This window comes from Faecalibacillus sp. MSK20_93, from assembly GCF_020589945.1.
GTDB lineage: Bacteria > Bacillota_I > Bacilli_A > Erysipelotrichales > Coprobacillaceae > Faecalibacillus > Faecalibacillus intestinalis.
Window position 1 is genome coordinate 1 of record NZ_JAJDKA010000050.1, and the last position, 21,720, is coordinate 21,720.

The window sequence follows — 21,720 nt, forward strand, 5'->3', positions numbered from 1 at the left end:
ACTCCGCCTAATAATTTAGAGCGAACCTCTAAGCACCGGATAATTTAATATACCAAAAAAAGCTACAGGAGGTATCTATGCTTTTTAAAAAGCTTAAAATATCCTTCTATACCTGTTGTCTATCTATTATATTAATGATAGTACCTATTAATGCAATTGATGTTTTAATTGGAGGAGAATCTGTTGGAATAATATTAAATTATGATGGTGTTTGCATTACTGGTTTCTATAAAATAAAAGTTGACAATGAAATTATTGATCCATCTAATTATTTTGAAATCAATGATATTATTACCAGTGTTGAAAAGAAAAATGTTAAAACAATTGATGATTTAACAAATATAATAAAAAATTGCAATACAAGTAATTTAGAATTCACAATAAAAAGGGCATCTAATATTTATCATAAAACTATGAAAATTTATAAAAATAATGCTGAATTTAGTACAGGGTTATATGTAAAAGATTGTGCTAAAGGAATAGGAACTGTTACCTATTATCAATTAAATACAGGCAAATTTGCTTGTTTGGGGCACAATATGGTTGATGATGATCTTGATATAAATGATGGTTCACTGTATTCTGCTTCCATAAAAGGTATAAAGAAAACCGAGTCATACAATATAGGTCAAAAAATTGGTAATATTGATAATCAATCTATAGGTGAGATAGAAAAAAATAATAATTTTGGCGTTTATGGGAAAATTAATAATCTTCCAAATAAAAATGTTTATAAAACTGCTACCATAGATGAAGTTAAATTAGGAGATGCCTATTTTCTTACGGTTTTAAATGAAAATAATGTAGAAAAATGTAAGATAAAAATTACTGATCTATTAAAACAAGATAAACCTATGGAAAAAGGAATAAAATTTATTGTTACAGATCAAAAAATCATAGAACAATGTCATGGTATTATTCAAGGTATGAGTGGTTCTCCGATCATTCAAAATAACAAATTAATAGGTTGTGTTACACATGCAAGTAAATCAGAGATATTGGAAGGGTATGGCATGTATATACAATGGATGATAGATAACGAATAAAAGCCATGTTTTTGACATGGCTTTTATAAAAAAATAATACTAATTTTATCTTATTTTTAACAAAACATGTAATAATTTGTATTTCTTATTTTTCTAAAATTCGACAAATAATAAAAAATACTTAAGAAAAATGTAGATATATTTTTAAAAATACTAAATATTAGTTATTAAATTTATAAATTTATGTTAATTTTTATCTAAAATCTAAACATAAATTAGAATACTTTATATAATATGGTTGTTGGTAGTGGATGGGAGGTAATTATGGAAAAAAAGAAAATCTTTATTATTGTGGAAAATCATGAACTGTTAGAAGGTATAGCACAACAATTTGAAAAATTTTCCAATTATCAAATTGTAGGTACTGCTAATAGTGCAGGTGATGCAATTACTTTTTTTAAAACAAACAATTGTGATTTATTAGTTATTGATCTGATGCTCACTGATATTGATGGTGTCGGAGTATTAGAGAAAGTGAGGGAAGTCAATAAAAATGCTTATCAAAAAGTTGTATGTATTACAAGTTTTACTAGTCCATTGATAAGTAATGCACTAGAAAAATTAAATGTAAGCTATTGTTTTAAAATTCCTTTTGATTTTAATTATTTTATGGATGTTATTAAACGCGTTTTTTCAGATGAGACAAAAATCAATGAGACTCATGTTAATGAAACTGAAAAAATTCAAAAAGTTAAAATTGAAAATGAAATCACAGAAATTTTACATGAAGTGGGTATTCCTGCTCATATAAAAGGATATATGTATTTAAGAACAGCAATTATGAAAACATATGATAATATTGATATTTTAGGTCAAGTAACGAAAGTACTATATCCAGAAATTGCAAGAAATTATAATACCACTTCTTCAAGAGTAGAAAGAGCTATCCGACATGCAATCGAAGTTGCATGGAATAGAGGAAATACTGAGGCCATTGATGATATCTTTGGATACACAGTATCTGCTTCCAAATCTAAACCAACAAATTCTGAATTTATTGCAATGATTGCCGATAAATTGAGATTAGCACATAAAACAGCATTAGCAAATAAAGGGCACTATTTATAATTAAAATATGTTACAATATTGCTAAGGGAGTGAGCTGCTATATGCAAATTATATTTCATATAGATTTAAATGCATTTTATGCAAGTGCTGAAATGGCAAATGATTCTTCTTTGGAAGGAAAACCTTTAGTAATATCTGGAAATAATAGGCGTGCGATTGTTTCTACTGCTTCATATGAAGCAAGAAAATATGGAATCCATTCTGCAATGCCATTATTTCAAGCTAAACAATTATGTAAAAATTTAATCATAAAACCCGTAAATTTTGATTTATATAGACGTTTATCAAGTCAATTTTTTGAATTGATTTCAACATATAGTCCTTTGTTAGAAATAGCAAGTATTGATGAATGTTATGTTGATTTTTCTAATTACATTATCGAACATAATATTCATCCTTACAAACTTGCAAAAATCATTCAAAATGATGTTTTAAATACATTAAAACTAAAATGTTCTATTGGAATTGCTCCTAATAAATTTATGGCTAAAATGGCTAGTGATATGAAAAAACCAATGGGTATTACCATTTTAAATAAATCTAATTATAAACAATTACTTTGGCCCCTTGATGTTTCTGAAATGTTTGGAATCGGTAAAAAAACTGCACCTAAACTCAAAGAAATGGGCATTTTAACTATTGGAGATGTAGCTAATTATGATAACTATAATAAATTACGTCAGATTATTGGGAAAAATGCACTTCTATTATATAGAAAAGCCAATGGAATAGATATTTCTAAAGTAAATACTGAAAAAAACGAATTAAAATCTGTAGGTAATTCAACAACCTTACAATACGATACAAATGATATAGAGACTATTTATGAAACTTTACGTATATTATGTTCTAGAGTTTCATTTAGAGCAAAAAAAAGAAATTTGATTGGCAATTCGATCAGTATTACGATTAAGTATTCTCGATTTGAGTCAGTTACACGACAAACTCCTTTAATTGATTATATCAATGAATATGAGATAATACTTTCTACTGCAAAATACTTATTTGATAAAAATTATAGTGGAAAACCTCTTAGACTTATTGGAGTTTCGTTAAATAATGTTATCAATCGAAGCAGTTATAAAAAACAAGTAAGTCTATTTGACAAAAATATTGAGAAAAATAAAATAAAAACAACAGAGGCTGTAATCAATAAAATTAATAGTGAGAATAAATATCATTTGACAACGGCTTCTGCTTTATTAAATAAATCAAAAAACAAGTACAGAAAAGAATAATCATAAAAAAAAGAATACATCATATCCTATGCTATAGGAGGAGATATGATGTCTTTTTTTATTCAAAAGAAAAATATGTATTTACATCAATATTTATTCTTAAATTTTCTTTGTTCAACAATTATTTCAATTATATTTTTTTCATTAAATAAATATTCTCTTTATAAAATTTCGGTTGATCTCATATTCTTTAAAACACATCAACTAAATTCATATCTATTATGTACGTTTATGTACATAATAATCATCATGGTTTCAGCAACAAGTTTTATTGGTGCTCCAGTTATATCAATTGGAATCATTTATAGAATTTTATGTATTATTTCTTTTATTTTTAAATATTATCAATCGCTTCTTTCGTTTCATAATATTTTTATTATTGTATTACCTCAAATGATTATTGAAATTTTAATTACGTATGTGATGTCTTTTATGTCAACTTATCTTTCTATACAAAGTTTCAAATTAACTTTCATACAAAAAGATAACTTCAGTTTAAAATATTTATTTAATTATATTTTAAATTACTTAATTATTATATGTTTTTTAATATTCATATCTGCACTGTTAAAAATTTACCTTATATAAAATTGTTCTTCAATAATCATTCGTGATATAATAAATATGGTGGTAATATGAACATATATGATGCACTTAACGAATATAAACAATATTTATTAATAGAAAAAAAGGTATCAGATAATACATTAAAAAATTATATGCGAGATCTTGAACATTTTATAAACTATATTCAAAAACAAAATCAAGTTGTTTTAATCAATCAAATTGATAAAGATATGATTAGAAAATATTTACAACAATTTACATCTTTAGCAGCATCTTCTTTATCACGAAAAATGGTTTCACTACGCTCATTTTATAAATTTTTGATGAAAGAAGAAATTGTTAAAAAAAATCTTATGGAGACTTTTGATTTACCAAAAAACACTAAAAGACTTCCACAGGTTTTAAATATGGAAGAAATAAAAACATTACTTGATAGTATTGAAATGGATAATTTTAAAAATGCTAGAACGAGAGCTATGCTAGAACTATTATATGCAACAGGTATGCGAGTTTCTGAATTGTGTAATTTAAAATTATCACAACTTAATTTAAAAATGAAATATTTAAACGTAATTGGAAAAGGGGATAAAGAAAGGCTTTTGCCTTTAAATGACTATGTATGTGAAATTTTATCATGTTATATTTATGATTTTAGATACCCTAAATTAGATTTTAAAGATAATGATTACTTGTTTTTTAATAATCATTTAAATAAAATATCTAGTGAGTATTTTTATAAAATCCTAAAAGAAGCATGTATAAATGCAAATATCAAAAAGAAAGTGTCGCCTCATACTATTCGACATACATTTGCAACTCACTTGTATGAAAATGGTGCTGATTTACGTTCTATTCAAGAATTACTTGGGCATAGTGATATTTCAACAACCACTATTTATACTCATGTTTCAAATAATAAAATTATTGATGATTATAATAAATATCATTTAAGAGCAAAAATAAAAAAAGGAGATAGTATTCATGAAATTTAATAGAATTTTTCTCATTGTTTGTGATTCAATGGGAATTGGAAATGCAAAAGATGCAAAAAAATATAATGATTTTGGAGCAAATACCGTTGGTCATATTTGTTCAATATGTGATGGTTTAAATATACCAACATTGCAAAATTTAGGATTTGGTAATTTAGGTGATTTTAAAGGTGTTGCCAAAACACAAAACCCACAAGCTTATATTTTAAAATTAAATGAAGCATCGAATGGTAAGGATACAATGACTGGACATTGGGAAATGATGGGGCTTAAAACAGAAAAACCTTTTATTACATTTACAGATACCGGTTTTCCTAAAGAATTTATTGACCTATTTGAGAAAAAAACTGGTAGAAAATGTGTAGGAAATATTGCATGTAGTGGCACTAAAATTCTAGATATGTATGGAGAACATCAAATCAAAACGGGGGATTGGATAGTCTATACTTCTGCCGATTCTGTTTTTCAAATTGCTGCAAATGAAGATATTATCCCATTAGAAGAATTATATCATGCATGTCAAATTGCTAGAGAAATAGCTATGGATGATAAATGGAAGGTTGGTAGAGTTATCGCTAGACCATATATAGGAACAAAAGAAGGACATTTTACTCGTACATCTAATAGACATGATTATGCATTAGCCCCATTTTCTAAAACTGCGCTTGATTCTTTAAAAGATGCGGGATTAGATGTTATAGGTGTAGGTAAAATACCAGATATATTTGTTGATCAAGGGATTACAAGAAAAATTAAAACAGTAAGTAATGAAGATGGTATGAATAAAACTATTGAATTAGCAAGTGACAATTTTAATGGTTTAGCATTTATTAACTTAGTTGATTTCGATGCGGTCTATGGGCATAGAAGAAATGCTGCTGGTTATGGAAAAGCAATTGAAGAATTCGATGTACAATTAGGAGAATTAATAAATGAATTAAAAGAAGATGATTTATTAATAGTTACTGCTGATCATGGAAATGATCCAACATATAGAGGAACAGATCATACACGTGAACAAGTACCACTTATAATTTATTCAAAACAATTTAATGAAATGAAAGTATTAAATGATGGTGATTCTTTTGGAATTATCGGTTCTACAATTTGCGATAACTTCAATGTTAAATATAATGGTATAGGTTCATCTATATTAAAATTATTAAAATAGGGATAGAAAAATGGAAAATAGAAAAATCATTCTTTATTCATTATTTGCGGATTTATTAGGAGTTTTATTATTTATATTTGCAATTCAAATGCACAGTAATGTTATTTTATATTCATTTTATCTTTTATCTATATTATTATTTATCGTTTCATTTCTAGCTTTATATAAAAATCTTAAAAGTAATAATAAACTTATATTCATATTTGTTATGTTTATTTCCGTAATACTTGTCATGTTATGCACATATTTTATTATTATCTAATACAAGTATATAAATAGTTAAAATAATAAAAAACTATTTATATATACTATAAAAGTTATATAATATACATTATGCGAAGTTTGTCTAGTCGAAAAAGTGTTGCATTTCAAAAGTCTTTCCCTGTAACGGATAAGGCTTTTTCTTATGGTTTTTATAATGCATCACTATTTTTTATCTATTATATTCCAAATATGGATTGTTAATCTTTATAGTGTTGCATTATTTTTAAAGAAAAATAGTATCTATATAATCTTTTTTTATATTCAAAGTTATAGATTATTTATAATTTAGAATATTACGAATTTTAAGAATTTGTATTAATTAGATACTATTTTATAAACTGATAGATTAATAAATGTTATATAAATATTTTAATTAGTTACTATTAGTGAATGCATCTACTAATTGATTATAGCTTTCTTTCAATAACATATAATCTTGCTCTCTCTTCTTTAAGAGTTCAATTTCATGCTCTAACATTTTTATATGTTCGTTTAAATTTCCAGTTTTATTTTTAATTGCTAATAATTCTTCATTTGCTTTTTCAATTCTATCTGTTAATTCTTTATTTCGATGAATTGTACTTCGATTAATGTTCAATTCTTTTGCTACATCAGTTACAGTTATCTTTGGATTATTAATTAATGCAATTGAATTATTTAAATCTAATTTTCTTTTTTCAATAAATACATCTAATTGTTCTGCATATTCATCAAGTCGATTTTCTTTTGCCATAATTCTAGTTCCTTGCTTATTTCTTTTCTTTTTCTAATAATTTTATCCATTTCAGGATGATCTTCTATGATATCTTCAACTGTATTTGTTTTAAGTTTGTTATCCAGTTCATCAAGTTCTGGAATTAATTTCACTCTCAATAAATGTTTTATTTTATATAATTCTTTTTCCGTAGCATTTTTATGATTGTTGTCCAGATTCATAAAAATCAAAGTATAGATTGCATTCTTTACAATAATGAACGGAAACATTCAATAAGTTATAGAGTTTATTCACTTTAGAAACATAAGGTATGTTGACTACAACATCCTTTATAACATGATCTTTTTTTAAATGATTATTTGTACTTTTGATCAATTGTAATTTTATAATTGTGCCATTAACTTCGTATAATTCAAAAATATTTCGGGTGTAGTTTCTTTTAGGATTAAATTTTGATGTTTTATTTAATTGTTTTTTTGTTTTGGTATTTTACTTTGTACTCTTGTATTTCGTTTTTTTGAATGTTTTAATGAATCAATTTGTTTTCTATCTGCTAACAATATTTTGTAATAAGGATATTTCTGAAGAATATAAAATTCTATTATATTCCAATCCTTATAAAACCTTATCCTGCTGCAAAAGTGATCGCCAGAAGAATAATTAAAGCAAAAAATAGTTTACGAGGAAGATAAAAAAATCTTTTTCTTTTTTCTCTGGTTGCTCTTTTTTGTGCTTGTAACCTTTCTTCCTCTAATCGTTGTTCCTCAAGTCTATCTTCAACACTTATTCTTCGTTTCTCAAAATATTCATCTAAATCCTTTTGTAATTCTTCTGGATCATCGTTATCTTCATCACTAAAGCTCATTTTTACAACAAAATTATCTCCATTTTACCATTCTTCGTATAAACGAATATTACCATAACCTCTAAAATGTCTGTCTATCTTTCTAAAAATATCATTGCTAAATCCTGTGTAATAGAAATTTTTATCAACATTATACAAAGCATAAGCACCTTTAAATTTATAATTTTTTAATACTTTTATATCAGCTCTTTTAGAATCAAAGTTATATGCTCTCATATCATATAAATCAAGAAATTCTTCAATAGGTACATCGATATCATCACAAGTGACTTTCGATAAAAAATCTTCCAATCTTCTTTTAATATCACTATAGTTTGAATACATTTTTAATGATCCAAATAATAAATCGGCCATATCTTCTGTTAATTGTTTTGAAAAAGATTTCATATTATCACCACACTCAAATAAAATTCTTTATACTTATTTTAGCATAGATTAATAATTAATCATTTAATTAGTTGTAGAATAGCAATATCTTCAATTATTTTTAATAAAATAAAAGTCAAGTCTTCAATTTAATTTCTTTCTTGATACAATTAAGCGTATCGAGGTGAAATTTTTAACATGGAAAACACACTATATTTCAAAGACATGCGTACTAAAATTCAAAGTTATTGGGAATCAAACAACTAAATACAATTAAATCCACCCAAAAATTATTAAGTAAAGGATTTTTAGATTGTATGGATGAAATAACAGGAATTCTAAAAATTATTTGGGGTAGCAAAAATAAGCATATCCCCAAAATAATCCATATCATGTTTTTTAGATTTTTTTATAGAGTATACAATTAAAACTATTGGTAAAATACAAGTTATAAAGAAAAATATTCCTAAACTAATAATAGCCTGAATTGTAATCATAGTGTCTTATAATAATGGCCATTTAAAATCGAATACAATAGAAACAATACCTAATATTATTAATATTGTTGAAATCGTACGAACAATATATACAGTATTTTTTATTCCAATTGAATCTATAGTGTTTCCAAAAGGAAATATAAAAAATGTTAATCCTAATACTAAAGTCAAAATTTTAGATACAATGATATATTCAGGGTATAAAGCAACCTGCATGATAATTACAAATATACTTATTGCTATAATTAATCCAAAGAAGTATTTATATTTTTTCCAATAATTAAAATATCTTTCTCCCTTGTTTTTACAATCGTCACTACAAAAATCATCTTCTATATTTTTTTTGTTGCAATACTTACATTTTTTCATAATTTCTCTCCTTTTGTATATCTCAATTAAATTATAGTGTAAATCTAAATATATTTTACTATTTTTATTTCAAAAATTAAATTTAAAGGTAAATATAAAATTGTTCTAATTAAAAACGTGATGTTCGTTAGTATTGTTTACTTTAAAAAATCATAAATTTGTATATAATAGATCCAAAAAATTATAATTTATTAATATTTAATTAGATAAACTCTCAAATTATTTACATCAAAAGATATTGGTTTTGTACCTATAGGACATTTTATCAAGTGTGAAAGTATTGGTGAAGTAAATGAATTATTAAAAAAATTGGGTAAAGAAAATGCTCAAATATATAGAGACTTTCAAAACATGATATTGTTTGATGCTCTTATCTATAATATTGATCGTTACTTTGGAAATTTTTGTTTTCTAATTGATAATAAAACCATGAAAATTAAAGGATTAGCGCCCATATTTGATAACGGATCGAGTCTTTTTTCAAGCTTAACCATTGGAGACTTTTTAGAAATCAACAGCATGACAGGTTTAAATAATTATGCAAAAGATAAATTGAATTCTTTCTATGGAATTTCGTTCGATGTATTAGTACAAAACATATGTTCAAAAGATATGATCAATGATTTAAAAAAATTAAATAACTTTCATTTAAAACGCTATGATAACTATAATTTATCAGATATAAGACTAGATAGAATTGAAGATTTTATTAATAAAAGAGCATTAGAATTAATAGATATTCTAAATGAAGAAAGTTTTAAATAAAAAAAAGAACATCATAACATATAAAATATGATGCTCTTTTTAAGGAATATTCTCTATACAACTTATAGCATATCGTAATTTTCAACATTTTTAATTAAAAGATTAAAAGTTTAAAAGTTTAGATAACTCCACAAATTTAATAAAGATATTCACCTACCAACAATCTAAATGTACATTAAATAATGACAATATTCAACAAATATGCTTTAATTTCAAAATTTGAGAAAACATTGTTAAAATCATGATTATTTCACATTTATCTATTATGCAACTCGTTCAATTTCACCCTCGCAAATGCATGAACAAAAATATATTCAAATGTAATATCATAAGTACATAAATCAATATAATAAATTTGATAAGAAAAGACATAATTCAAAGATACAGCAAAATATTTATTATTTTCTATACAAGTATATTTGTTCAATTTCTTATCGATAGAAATTCCATTATATTCCTTTCCATACATTTAGTTATTTTGCTTATTGCTCTTTCTATTATGTTTGATTTTTTTATTTATATCTCTCGTTTTATTAAATTCTGATCTACTGATATAATCCAAGTTTTCAATGCGTAGATTGATCTTATTTCCATCACGATAAATAATAACTCCATCATCACCAACTGCAATAATCTTTTCTCTGTCACCAAAATATTTGTAAACTAATTTTGCTAATAAATACTTCTTTTTATCTATAAAAACATAAAGCAATCCATTATCGTTTCTAGTTCCTTTTAATCTAGTTGTTCTATTCTTTTTTATTCCTGCAGTAATATTAGCTCTAAATAAATTTCCTATTCTTGTAATTTTATAAACAAACTTATCATTCCTATAAAATTCAGTTGCTTTTAAAGAGTTTTCTTTTTCAGTATACTTTTTCAAATCATTGTATTCTTCATCATAATTAACTTCATAATCATCAAGAATAAAATCATTTTCTTCATAGTAAGCTTTTATTGTATCCTTTCTATCTTGGATTGTTCTATAAGGATAATAAAAAACAAATTTATGCAATTTTTCATAAGTAAGAAGTTTACAGAATTTACCATTCTTCTTAACTATCCAATATTCAACAACATCGAATTTATGATTCTTACCCATGTTATTGTCCTCTCTTTTCTTATCATGAACACAGTATCTTTTTAATATCATTATAAAATAATTCTTATTATTGTACTAATGATTTTCATTAATTATCTTTAGAATAATAAAAAACATATAATAATACTCCTAATGATGAAATATCATTATATGTTTTTCTTTTTAGCTTTTTTCCTAAATAGCATTTTAGAACAACTGTTTAACTTGAATTTAAATATTTATTTTTTAATTTTAATATTTACTATTATTTTTTCAATGATATGAGTTGCTCTTTAGAATTTATTTTTGAAATATTATAGAAATAATCTTCCTGTGTCTTAAATTCTTTTCTGCTTAATTGTTCTTTAATAGTTCCATCTTGAATGTAGAGCAATCTAGAAGCAAACGACCCAACCATAACATCATGTGTAACCATAATGATTGTTTTTCCCTCTTTTTCATTTAAATTTTTCAAAATTGCCAATAATTCACTTGTATTTTTACTATCCAAATTTCCAGTTGGCTCGTCAGCAATAATAATACTTGGTTTATTAACTAAAGCTCTAGCTATTGCAGTACGCTGTTTTTGTCCTCCAGAGCATTCATCTGGATATTTATTTAAAAGACCTTCGATGCCAAGATTTTTAGCAATTTCATGCACTCTTTTTTTTATTTCACTATTTTTTACTTTGTTCATTGATAGTGGAAATGCAATATTTTCTTCCAATGTTAAATAATCCAATAAATTATATTCTTGAAAAATGAATCCAATTTCTTTACTCCTAAAATTGCCTATTTCTTCATCACTCATTTCTAGTGTTGATTTTCCAAATAATATAACTTGTCCCTTACTAGGAGTATCCATTGTTGAAATACAATTAATAAAAGTTGTTTTTCCTGATCCAGATGTCCCCATCACGCAAATAAATTCTCCTTTTTCTATTGACATAGAAATATTATTTAATGAAATTACTGGATTATCTGTCATTTCATCATAAACCTTACTAATATTTTTTACCTCTATTATAATTTCATTCATAGCTAGACCCCCCTAAAAAATTGAGTAGTTACTTTGTAAGATATATACATTGAAATAAGTAAATTTAATATAAAATAACCAATAATAAAAGCAATTATTAAAATTGAAATTCCATCATATACATAAAATCTTCCCAATGTGGATATCATATATGTCATTGGTAAAATAAATAATATACCATACATAATTAGTGTTTCTTCTTTTATAAATTTTTTTTGATATTTTTTTGTAATTCCTAATTTATAAATACAATTTTGATTCTTTACATTCTTTTTTGATATAATTAAATTTTTATAAGTGATACAAAATACAATCATTGGTATTATAATAATGTAGGCAATAATCATTCTGTACATTTCGATTAAATTATTTAAGTTGAAACAAATTAATGTTGTTATTATTATTGAAATAAGTATCAATAACTCTAAAAATATTCCTATATATTTAAATTTTAGATATAGTTCTCCAAAAACGACTAGTCTTTGACTATTATTTAACCATTTGGATGCTTTTAATATTTCAATATATTCTGGGGAAAAATATCTTACTGTTCCATATCCACCAAGTGCTCCAATAACACTAAATACTATATATCCTGATGCAATATGCTCTGTTGTAAACATCATTACAAGTCCTAAAATAAATAAAATAGGATATATCTTACTCGTTATTTGAAAAACATTCTTTTTCCTATAATTCTTTTGTCTCGTATTTGACATCATACTAGTCAACCTACCACGATATACATATCCAATATTTAAAACAAGAGAAATAAAAAGCATCATCAATAACATATAAATAGCTTGATAAAATGATTGATTGATAATTTTAATATCATAAACATAATGTAATTTATAATATATGTTTTTAAATATTACCGGTGTTAATTTATATCCCAAAGCAATTCCCAACGTTCCAAATAATATATACATAAATATACTTTGATAAAATTGATAAAAAATCATTTTCTTCAATGTCAATCCATGAAAAACTAACAACGACATTTCTTTATTTTTTGCTTCTAAAACATACATATTTGTATAAATCATGAGACAAACACTAAAAATTAGTACTAATAATGTTGTTGCTGATCCCATATACATTTTATCAACACTTGTTGTGTCTAATTGCAAATATGGATCATATAACATAGCCAGAAAAACAAAACATATAGCTGCAACTAATGTAATTGTCAATCCGTAAATTATCATTAAATTCTTTTGTTTAAAAAGATTATTTAATGCCAACTTCATCATATTCACCTACTTTTAAGAAATTTCTGAAATTTTATATTTTTTATTTGTATAAACATTTTCTAAATTCTTATCATCTAAAATCTTCAACATTCCATACGCATCGTTATAAATTTCCATTTGTTTTTTATTCTTCACAAAAAACATATATTCTTCCCCTTCTTTTGCTTGGAAATATGCATCTGGTACAACTTCAATATAACAACTTTCTTTCATTTTATCAGGGATAGATTTTAATTTATTTTTATCTAAACATGTATCTTTTGGATAATTAACATATTCATTAATTCCACTTCTTCCACCATCTCTATATATTTCTATATCACCTGTTACATCACCTTTAATGGTTGATTCAATTGAAATTGACATTAATGTTTTAATCTTCCCATTTTCATATATTTCTACGTCTTTAAAATTTTTTATTTTTCCAATAAAACAATAATCAACTTTTTCTAACATATCCTTTGGATTTGTTTCTTTGTATTTTTTACTTACTCTTTTTATTCCTGAACATTTTGAATCTGTATTCATATAAATATTATGATGTTGAGAATTATTCTTACTGTTTCTAGTAGTCCCTACTCCACAACCTGTAAGTAATAAAACTGTAAATAAAATAATTATTTTTTTCATATAGTTAGCTCCTTATTATTAATTTATCTTATTTTTAATTATTGTTAATACTTCTAAACCATTTATAACTATTCCTTTTCTTTTTATATAAATTACTGCATTTATCAAATCTTGATTAAAAAATTTCGATTCAATAGTTATAGAAATAAAATCTCCATTTTTTCGAATAATTTGTACCCATAATTTGTTTTTTCTTTCAAACAAATTTAAATATGCAATAGTTCTATAGTTAACAAAAACTATATTTCCTGTATCATCTCCACATAATAAATATTTAAGCATTATAATTAAATATTTTTTTATTCCAAAATTTAATGGGGTATATATACCTTGATTACTTATTATCCAATAATATTTTTTTGTCATTATAATTTGAAAAAATGCTAATACTACACTTAAAACTAAACCAAATACTAACGATTTACATGCATTACCTATAATGACACCTAATAATACACTTATTATAATTATTATCATTAATATTTTTCTCTTAATTCTTTGACCTATTAAATATATTTCTGGCGTATTTTTCATAATAATTTTCTCTTTTTAAATCAACTCGTCCTATACAATAATGGTAAAAAATTAAGATATCTAACATGTTTGTTGAACTTGATAAACAATATAGGAATAAAAAATAATAGGAATAATATAGCAAATTCAATATTTTTTGTTACAACTAAAATAACTAAAATTATAAAAATTGGTATCAAATTTAAAATTAAAACATCCATTCCATATCGATAACTCGATCGTTCTTTTTCTTTTATATAGTCATTTCTTACTGATTTATTTATAATATAATTATTCATTATACCATCTCCCTTTCTCAAATTAATTATACATTAGGAAAATTTTTATACATGTATTTAGGCACATCTAACCTAAATATGGCATAACTTACTTTATTAGTATTAAATAATATCATTCAAAAATTTAAAAAAATAGTTAATATCAATTTTTAACTTTTACTTATGCATAATAAGAAACGATAGAACATAGGAATGTATTTTTTGTTAAAAGATCAAACTTGCAAAACGTAATATCTATATATAAACACTATCACAATTTAAGAAAGGTGTTTCTTCTTTATCTAAGAATTTCATATGAATTTGAGTAAAGAAAAGAGATAGCTTTCGCTATCTCTTAAGCCTCTCCATTATTGACATGGAGCCTGAACTCAAGCCACACTATTTGATAATCAAAATATGAGAATCCCCTCTTTATTTTAAATTATATATTTACTCAATATCAATATCAATAACTAATTTCAATGTATAAATACTTGCCACATTTTTTAAAGAGTAATCTGTTGTAAAATATTCAATTTTTTTATATAAAGTATCTGTAATTTTATATTCTTTTAAATCACCTATTATCTCCATAATTATGAAATTATTTTCTTGATGAATTCCTAAACTTAACCCTGTTTTAGAATTTAAATTATCTTTAAAACTATCTAACAAGTAAATAATTAAATCACAAAATTCATTCGTATCGTAAATAGGATTTTCACATATAAATAACGTGTTTTTTAAAAAAATATCATCATACATAAACTCATGTATTTTTGAACTTAAAACAAAGTCAAAATATGGATTATTAGTATTTATTGCAGTTGAAAATCTCTTAACTTTTGAAATATATTGTTCTAACATAAAATTTGCTTTATCTATTTGATTTGACTCTAAGTATTTCTTTACACCTATTAATATATACATCATTCTATGTTCTGTTTCGATGATTTCATTATACATATATTTCATTTTACTATAATTTTCTTCACTAAAATGATTTTTTTGAAGCTTAAGCTCATATTGTAGTCTCTTTTCATTATCAATCTGTAATTTTCTAAATATAAATAGAAACAAACCACTTATAACAATAAGGGATATTGTTAATGAAATACCTTTTTTCGTAGAAAAAGCACCTGTTAATAACGTTTCTAATAATACAGCAATAGTATATTCAATCGTTAGACATAATAATAGGATAGCCCATCCATTCTTCATTGTTAAAGAATCATAAAAATATCGTTTAAAAATACAAGCAAATATTATAAAACATAACAAAATAAATTTAGATAATATTGTACAGAATACATAATAATTTTTTGTATAAATTTCTAATGTGCTAATATTAAATATAAAAGTTGTAACAAGCATTGACAATAAGTTTGCCAAGTATAAAAATATTCCTGCTATAGAACAAATAATAATTTTTTCAAACAAACTTTCTGTTTTTAATTTCAATAAAGAGATAAATAATGTTGCAATTACAATAAATATCAACAACTGATCAAATGTATTGTAGTAATTTGAAATAGATATTTCAAAAAAACAAATTATCGTTGTTATTAAAATATACATTTTTTTCCTCTTAACATTGAAATAATATGCCATGAATGAACTCAATAATAGACCCTCTAAAAAATTTATAAAATAATTATATATTGTCATCGTAAAAAGTGCTCCTTGTATTTTTGTATAACATTATTTTTAAATTTTCTGCCTATATTAAATTCTTCATTATTTTTTAAAATAATAGTATTTTTTTCTATTTCCTTAATATAATCTAAATTTACTGAAAATGATTTTTGAAATTGTACAATTGTTTCTGTTCCCAAAGTATCCAAGATATTTCTCATAGTTGATCTATAGCAATATTCTCCATTTTTAGTATATAAAGTAACATCATGTCCACTGGATTCTATAAAATAAATATCTTTTAAAAATAGGTTTGTTTTTCTTCCATGAAAATCAAAAGTAAATAATTGCATTGTTTCTTTTAAATACGTCTTTAACAAAATAAACATTTCTTCTAAATCTTGTTTTAAATATGACTTTCGTACAAAATAAAATGGTCTAACTGAAAGCGACGAAAACACTAAATCATCTCTTGATGATACAAAGATAATTATAGGATTCGCTTCAGAAACTAATAATTTCTTTCCTATATTTATTCCGTTTATTTCTTTTAAATCAATATCCAAAAAAACAATATCATAGGTTTTATCTAAAGTATTATTAAAAAAATTATTATTTATAATATCAATCTCATACCTAGTGTACAATCTTTCAATAAACTTTTTTACATATTGTTGAAGTTCACTAGAAAAATCAACATCATCATCTACAATTGCTATATTCACTATATTCTACCTCTCACTATATCATTATTAAATATAATTTTATCATAATTATTGACACAATTAAATACTTTCGCATGCAATCCTAACGATACATTAATACATTGATTTAATAATTTTTTTGATATCAACCACTAATAGAGTAATTGTTAACTCTTGTAGTAACCATAAAAACCAGTATTGTTGTCCTCACTTTTCTTATCATGATCAAGTTATCTTTCTAATATCATTATAAAATAATTTCTATTATTGTACTAATGATTTTCATTAATTATCTTTAGAATAATAAAAAACATACAACAATACTCATACTAATGAAATATCATTATATGTTTTTCTTTTTAGTTTTTTCCTAAATAACATTTATAATCATTATTTAGCTTTAATTATTCTATTTAATAATATTCTATTTGATATTTAGACATATCTATAGATATTATTGTTGCATATATATCTAATAATAATGCAACACTTTCATGAGTATACACATTGCGAAGTACTCTTAAACTGCTTTTAAAATTTTGATTTAATTGATTCAACTAATAAATTAGCCTTTTCTACGTTTAGATAATGATCATAATGATAATCTTTTAAAAACATTGTTAAATGTGGTCTTGCAATACCTAACTCATTACAAAAAGTAGTAAGATTAAGATATTGTTTAACATCATTTAAATAACTTCTACATTCACTTTTAGATAACATACTTAACACACTCCTTACCAATTTACATAATCAAACAATTCTCTTTCTGATTCTTCAAAATCATTAAATATTCTATTAAATGCAAATTCTGTTTTTATTATCTTATAGGTTGCTTCTGCTACTGCATTATCATATGGACATCCTTTAGCACTAAGTGACCTATCTATTTTAAAAGTATCTAGTACTTCATCTATAATATTATTTTTAAATTCATTTCCTCTGTCTGTATGAAATATTTCAATTTTATTTAAATCATATTTTATTGTAGTTATTGCTTTTCTAACCAAATAAGCATCCTTATGTTTTCCTGCTGCATAGCCTACAATTTCCCTGTTATATAGATCTAACATTAAACATATGTAGTTCCATTTTCCTGCAACATTGACATAAGTTAAATCACTTACAATTACTTTCATTCTTTCTTCTTGATTGAAATTTCGTTTTAACTTGTTATCTATTTTATCGTTATTGCATGTCTGTTTATGCACTTTATATTGTTTGACTGTGTACGTTGATACAAAGCCATTTTCCTTCATGATACGTCTAATTCGTCGCTTACTGGCTATAATACCTTTTTTCTTTAATTCAACTTTGATTTTTCTAGATCCATAGTTATTACGACTATTTTTAAATATTTCTTTAATATGTTGTGTTAGTTTTTCTTCTTCTGCGTTATATTTTTTTGCAGGTTTATTTTTAGCGTAATATAAAGATGAGCTTGAAATATTGAGTAATTTACACATCGCGCTGATTGGATATTTATACGAATTGAATAAAATAACATTTATTTTCGTCCCATAATCAGCGCTGTTTGCTTTAAAATGTCATTTTCCATTTTTAATCGTTGATTTTCTTTACGAAGTTTGATTAATTCATTTTCTTCAGGAGTTCTGTTATCTTCTGCTTTAAATGAACCTGAATTATTGTATTTATTGATCCATGATGATAAAGCCGATGGTGTTAACTCATACTCTCTTACAAGTTTAGCCCTTGGTTTTCCACTATTATACAATTCAACAATTTTCTTTTTTAATTCATCAGTGTAATTTCTTCTTTCTCTTGCCATTTTGGTTACCTCATTTCATTTTTATTTATTATAAACAGTTCTCTTTAGAATTGTCCAATAAAGTGTAACCTATCCAAAATTATTTCGTCATACTATAAGAGTAACCTTCGAAATTAATGTTATTTCAAAAGACTTTGTCGTGAAACTTTTTTGAAAAGAATGTATTTGAAAACATAGAGAAAAATAATGTAGAAAACATTGTAAGAATTGATAAAAATGTTGGAGATAATATTGAAGAAAATATTGAAAAAGAGGATGTATATTATGTTGACAAAATAAACATTGTTTTTGACACAATGAAAAGAATTGATATAAATGGATATAAGATGATAATGATAATTTTTAATCAGTATTTTTATGAAATGTATTTTGAATTGACAATAGTTGATGGACTTCATTTAAAAGAATATGAATTTAAGTAGAATAGTAAGGAGGATGTAAAACAAAAAGTTAAAAATTAGAAAAAGGTGCAAAAATAAAAAGGACAACTTAATGTCCTTTTTGCTAACGGCAATAATATATTCTACACTTCGAAATTTTGGATTGAGAATTTTTTTCTAATATAGTTTTTCTGTCATATTCGCGCTGTTTAAACTAGACGCAAATTTGATTTGATTAATTTTAAACAATAACTATCCTAGTGCTAAATACACTAGTTTTTTGCCATCAGCAAATTAATTTTACCACAAATTAGAAATTTTGAAAACAGGAAAATAAGCAAGTCGTTTTTATTTTCTTATTTTTAAAAAGTTTAAAACGTTTAAAAGATTGAAAAGAAAAAAAGTAATCACCAGCCTGGAAAGTTTGTGATTACTTTTCTATGTAATACGATAAACTAATCAGAGCAATCTTTTTACTCCTCTTATATTTTATTCTTTTATTTTAATTTTTCAATGAACGGGATTTTTATTCTTGAAATTAGTCCTAAAAGTTATATAATCTATACCCCCCACCAAATTGGCTAATATTTTTTGGCTATTCATAACTTCTGTTTCGACGCCTTCTGGGCAAATTACATTACTTTGCTAATAGTTAAAATTTAAAAGGAGAATAAATGCAAGATGTAAATTATTCTCCTTCTATAAATAATAGATCTTAAAAATTATAATAGTATTTTTATTAAAATTTATTCATCCATTAGTTTTTTAGCATAATTGTATACTTTTTCACCATTCATCATTCCATAATCTTTCATATCAATAACATCTACTGGAAGTCCTGGATTGACTTTGGCAGCTTCTTCTTTAATTTTTCCTAAATTGAATCTAACTTGTGGGCCAAGTAAAACACAATCCACAGTTGAAAGTCTGTTAATTCCATCAGACATTGGAAGAGCAAAGATTTCTACTTCATCTCCTACTTTTTCTGCTGCTTGTTCCATTTTTGTTACTAATAAACTTGTCGACATTCCAGCCGAACAAACTAACATGATTTTTTTCATTTGAAATTCTCCTTTATCTTTTATCTACTATAATAAGTTTATATTTTTTAAGCAATTTAATCTACTCGAATTCAAATTTTGTAATTTGTTTTCAAATATTATCATTTATAACAAAAACTATTAAATTTATTTTCATAAATAACTTACCCTTTTCGATTTCATACAAAATAATTTGTAAATTAACAACTTCAATTTGTACATTTTAATCTTATACTAAATGATTTCTATTTTTAACATCTAGAATGCCAAGCAGTAAAACAACAAGTATTATAGTAATATAAAAAATCATTTCAATGAGTGCAAATATATTTTATTTATTTGTGTATAATGTTGTTAAAATAAAAAGCAATATTAAAAATAAATAGAGTAACTAAAAAATCGTGGGGATTTCTCAAGCTATAAATAATCCAGGGGCATTATACCGAACCGACTTTGTTGGACAAAAAATAATTAATTTAATGATAAGGCTTGATTCCTAATTTGTAAAGGAGTTAAGCCTTTTTTCTTTACTGTAATTTTAAAATTATTATGATAAGGAATATGATCTATCATCGCTTGTTTTAAATTATCTAATGATTCAAATGTATTTTCAAATCCATAAAACATTTCATTTTTCATTTTCCTTGTCATTCCAACGGTTTGATCATTCATGCCTACTATGATCGCTATGTCGATATCTTTGATCGAAATCATACCATCAGAATATTACGCTTTAAATGCCCATCTTGTAATTCTACCCATGCTGTCCTGATTGAAGATACGATTCCTTATTCTATTGTTTCTTTTGATATCATCATTGATGTTTTAAAAAATAAAGATTTTTTATCGTCTTCTCATGTTTCCTTTATTATTGATTATATTTCTTTTTTTTGGAGGTAGACTCTCTATTGTTACTGTATCCAATGTTCTCAAGGATCTTAAATCTCCAAATGCAACCTTAGCTTTATCATTGTAGATGACAAATCAAAAAGAAGAATGAACACTACCATCGTTGAAAACAGAAATAAGACTATTAAACTTATCAAACATGCTTCGAATGGCTATCTGAACTGGGAAAGATACCGTAATTGTATTCTCTACACTTTAAATGATGATACGACATACTATTTTACATGTATAAGAAAGGACAAAAATTAAAATGAAAAAAGTATTTACACTTGTTATTGATGAAAATAATGAACCAATTATTGTCGAAGAAGATGTAATTTTAGAAGATATTCTTAATAGTCTGGCATCGATTTCTAAGCGAATAGATGATATACAGCTGGCTCTAATAAAAAATGATGATGTTGATACATCGTCAGATTTAGATATTTCCAAAATTGACTTCTAATGTATAAAAAAACGTGGGGCAAAATTTGCCCCACATCATTTGATGGTATATTAAATTATCCGGTGCTTAGAGGTTCGCTCTAAATTATTAGGCGGAGT

General features: G+C 24.4%; 24 protein-coding genes and 1 pseudogene. 8 read left to right on the top strand and 17 right to left on the bottom strand.

The window, feature by feature from the left end:
* Positions 1–77: 77 nt before the first annotated feature.
* The 5 genes from LJD34_RS12385 (at position 78) to LJD34_RS12405 (ending at position 6,082) form a co-directional block, all read left to right on the top strand.
* Positions 78–1,046, top strand: a complete 969-nt coding sequence (locus tag LJD34_RS12385; RefSeq protein WP_032090062.1) for a SpoIVB peptidase S55 domain-containing protein — start codon at positions 78–80, stop codon at positions 1,044–1,046.
* Positions 1,047–1,310: 264 nt separating this feature from the next.
* The gene (gene spo0A, locus LJD34_RS12390; RefSeq protein ID WP_032090061.1) at positions 1,311–2,114 is read left to right on the top strand and encodes a sporulation transcription factor Spo0A; all 804 of its coding nucleotides are present in this window, start codon (positions 1,311–1,313) and stop codon (positions 2,112–2,114) included.
* 41 nt (positions 2,115–2,155) lie between these two features.
* Complete coding sequence (locus LJD34_RS12395) at positions 2,156–3,352, top strand: DNA polymerase IV (protein ID WP_227360026.1); 1,197 nt, start codon at positions 2,156–2,158, stop codon at positions 3,350–3,352.
* Positions 3,353–3,987: 635 nt separating this feature from the next.
* Positions 3,988–4,911, top strand: a complete 924-nt coding sequence (gene xerA, locus LJD34_RS12400) for a site-specific tyrosine recombinase/integron integrase (protein ID WP_227360027.1) — start codon at positions 3,988–3,990, stop codon at positions 4,909–4,911.
* Positions 4,901–6,082, top strand: coding sequence for a phosphopentomutase (locus LJD34_RS12405; RefSeq protein ID WP_227360030.1), 1,182 nt, complete (start codon positions 4,901–4,903; stop codon positions 6,080–6,082). The genes xerA and LJD34_RS12405 overlap by 11 nt, the downstream gene beginning before the upstream one ends.
* A 637-nt stretch (positions 6,083–6,719) precedes the next feature.
* Here the strand turns inward: LJD34_RS12405 and LJD34_RS12410 are convergent.
* From LJD34_RS12410 to LJD34_RS12430, 5 genes are all read right to left on the bottom strand, one after another.
* Complete coding sequence (locus LJD34_RS12410; protein WP_227360031.1) at positions 6,720–7,079, bottom strand: sporulation transcriptional regulator SpoIIID; 360 nt, start codon at positions 7,077–7,079, stop codon at positions 6,720–6,722.
* Positions 7,037–7,330, bottom strand: coding sequence for a hypothetical protein (locus tag LJD34_RS12415; RefSeq protein ID WP_227360032.1), 294 nt, complete (start codon positions 7,328–7,330; stop codon positions 7,037–7,039). The genes LJD34_RS12410 and LJD34_RS12415 overlap by 43 nt, the downstream gene beginning before the upstream one ends.
* 356 nt (positions 7,331–7,686) lie before the next feature.
* Positions 7,687–7,926, bottom strand: coding sequence for a hypothetical protein (locus tag LJD34_RS12420; protein ID WP_227360033.1), 240 nt, complete (start codon positions 7,924–7,926; stop codon positions 7,687–7,689).
* 24 nt (positions 7,927–7,950) lie between these two features.
* The gene (locus tag LJD34_RS12425; protein ID WP_227360035.1) at positions 7,951–8,313 is read right to left on the bottom strand and encodes a hypothetical protein; all 363 of its coding nucleotides are present in this window, start codon (positions 8,311–8,313) and stop codon (positions 7,951–7,953) included.
* A 482-nt stretch (positions 8,314–8,795) separates the two neighbouring features.
* The gene (locus LJD34_RS12430) at positions 8,796–9,158 is read right to left on the bottom strand and encodes a hypothetical protein (protein ID WP_227360036.1); all 363 of its coding nucleotides are present in this window, start codon (positions 9,156–9,158) and stop codon (positions 8,796–8,798) included.
* Positions 9,159–9,509: 351 nt separating this feature from the next.
* Here LJD34_RS12430 and LJD34_RS12435 point away from each other — a divergent pair, with 351 nt between their 5' ends.
* The gene (locus LJD34_RS12435; protein WP_227360037.1) at positions 9,510–9,923 is read left to right on the top strand and encodes a hypothetical protein; all 414 of its coding nucleotides are present in this window, start codon (positions 9,510–9,512) and stop codon (positions 9,921–9,923) included.
* Positions 9,924–10,392: 469 nt separating this feature from the next.
* Here LJD34_RS12435 and LJD34_RS12440 read toward each other — a convergent pair whose 3' ends face one another.
* The 12 genes and pseudogenes from LJD34_RS12440 to LJD34_RS12495 form a co-directional block, all read right to left on the bottom strand.
* Positions 10,393–11,025, bottom strand: a complete 633-nt coding sequence (locus tag LJD34_RS12440) for a hypothetical protein (RefSeq protein WP_178814826.1) — start codon at positions 11,023–11,025, stop codon at positions 10,393–10,395.
* Positions 11,026–11,269: 244 nt separating this feature from the next.
* Positions 11,270–12,043: an ABC transporter ATP-binding protein gene (locus LJD34_RS12445; RefSeq protein WP_178814830.1), complete on the bottom strand. Its 774-nt coding sequence runs from the start codon at positions 12,041–12,043 to the stop codon at positions 11,270–11,272.
* A 2-nt stretch (positions 12,044–12,045) separates the two neighbouring features.
* Positions 12,046–13,296 carry an FtsX-like permease family protein gene (locus LJD34_RS12450; protein WP_227360038.1) on the bottom strand — a complete coding sequence of 417 codons (1,251 nt, stop codon included), beginning with the start codon at positions 13,294–13,296 and terminating at the stop codon, positions 12,046–12,048.
* 15 nt (positions 13,297–13,311) lie between these two features.
* Positions 13,312–13,929: a hypothetical protein gene (locus LJD34_RS12455; RefSeq protein WP_227360040.1), complete on the bottom strand. Its 618-nt coding sequence runs from the start codon at positions 13,927–13,929 to the stop codon at positions 13,312–13,314.
* A gap of 18 nt (positions 13,930–13,947) precedes the next feature.
* On the bottom strand, positions 13,948–14,463 hold the full coding sequence (locus tag LJD34_RS12460) for a hypothetical protein (RefSeq protein WP_178814840.1): 516 nt from the start codon (positions 14,461–14,463) through the stop codon (positions 13,948–13,950).
* Positions 14,464–14,483: 20 nt separating this feature from the next.
* Entirely contained in the window at positions 14,484–14,741 is a 258-nt protein-coding gene (locus LJD34_RS16825) for an accessory gene regulator B family protein (protein WP_227360041.1), read from the bottom strand.
* 429 nt (positions 14,742–15,170) lie between these two features.
* On the bottom strand, positions 15,171–16,298 hold the full coding sequence (locus LJD34_RS12470) for a hypothetical protein (RefSeq protein ID WP_227360042.1): 1,128 nt from the start codon (positions 16,296–16,298) through the stop codon (positions 15,171–15,173).
* An 86-nt stretch (positions 16,299–16,384) separates the two neighbouring features.
* Complete coding sequence (locus LJD34_RS16640; RefSeq protein WP_227360043.1) at positions 16,385–17,080, bottom strand: LytR/AlgR family response regulator transcription factor; 696 nt, start codon at positions 17,078–17,080, stop codon at positions 16,385–16,387.
* A 510-nt stretch (positions 17,081–17,590) separates the two neighbouring features.
* On the bottom strand, positions 17,591–17,782 hold the full coding sequence (locus tag LJD34_RS12480; RefSeq protein WP_178812903.1) for a hypothetical protein: 192 nt from the start codon (positions 17,780–17,782) through the stop codon (positions 17,591–17,593).
* 17 nt (positions 17,783–17,799) lie between these two features.
* A pseudogene (locus LJD34_RS12485) lies at positions 17,800–18,848 on the bottom strand (IS3 family transposase); the annotation flags it as partial.
* A 1,126-nt stretch (positions 18,849–19,974) separates the two neighbouring features.
* The gene (locus LJD34_RS12490) at positions 19,975–20,289 is read right to left on the bottom strand and encodes a PTS sugar transporter subunit IIB (RefSeq protein WP_032090055.1); all 315 of its coding nucleotides are present in this window, start codon (positions 20,287–20,289) and stop codon (positions 19,975–19,977) included.
* 450 nt (positions 20,290–20,739) lie between these two features.
* A complete protein-coding gene (locus LJD34_RS12495) occupies positions 20,740–20,940 on the bottom strand; it encodes an IS3 family transposase (RefSeq protein WP_172583812.1) in 201 nt (66 codons plus the stop codon).
* Between LJD34_RS12495 and LJD34_RS16830 the strand changes: the two genes are divergently transcribed.
* Positions 20,929–21,168 (top strand): DUF6431 domain-containing protein, encoded by a 240-nt coding sequence (locus tag LJD34_RS16830; protein ID WP_227360045.1) that lies wholly within the window; start codon positions 20,929–20,931, stop codon positions 21,166–21,168. The two genes, LJD34_RS12495 and LJD34_RS16830, sit on opposite strands and share 12 nt — an antisense overlap.
* Positions 21,169–21,427: 259 nt before the next feature.
* Entirely contained in the window at positions 21,428–21,622 is a 195-nt protein-coding gene (locus LJD34_RS12505; protein WP_096807543.1) for a hypothetical protein, read from the top strand.
* The last annotated feature ends 98 nt before the right edge of the window (positions 21,623–21,720 follow it).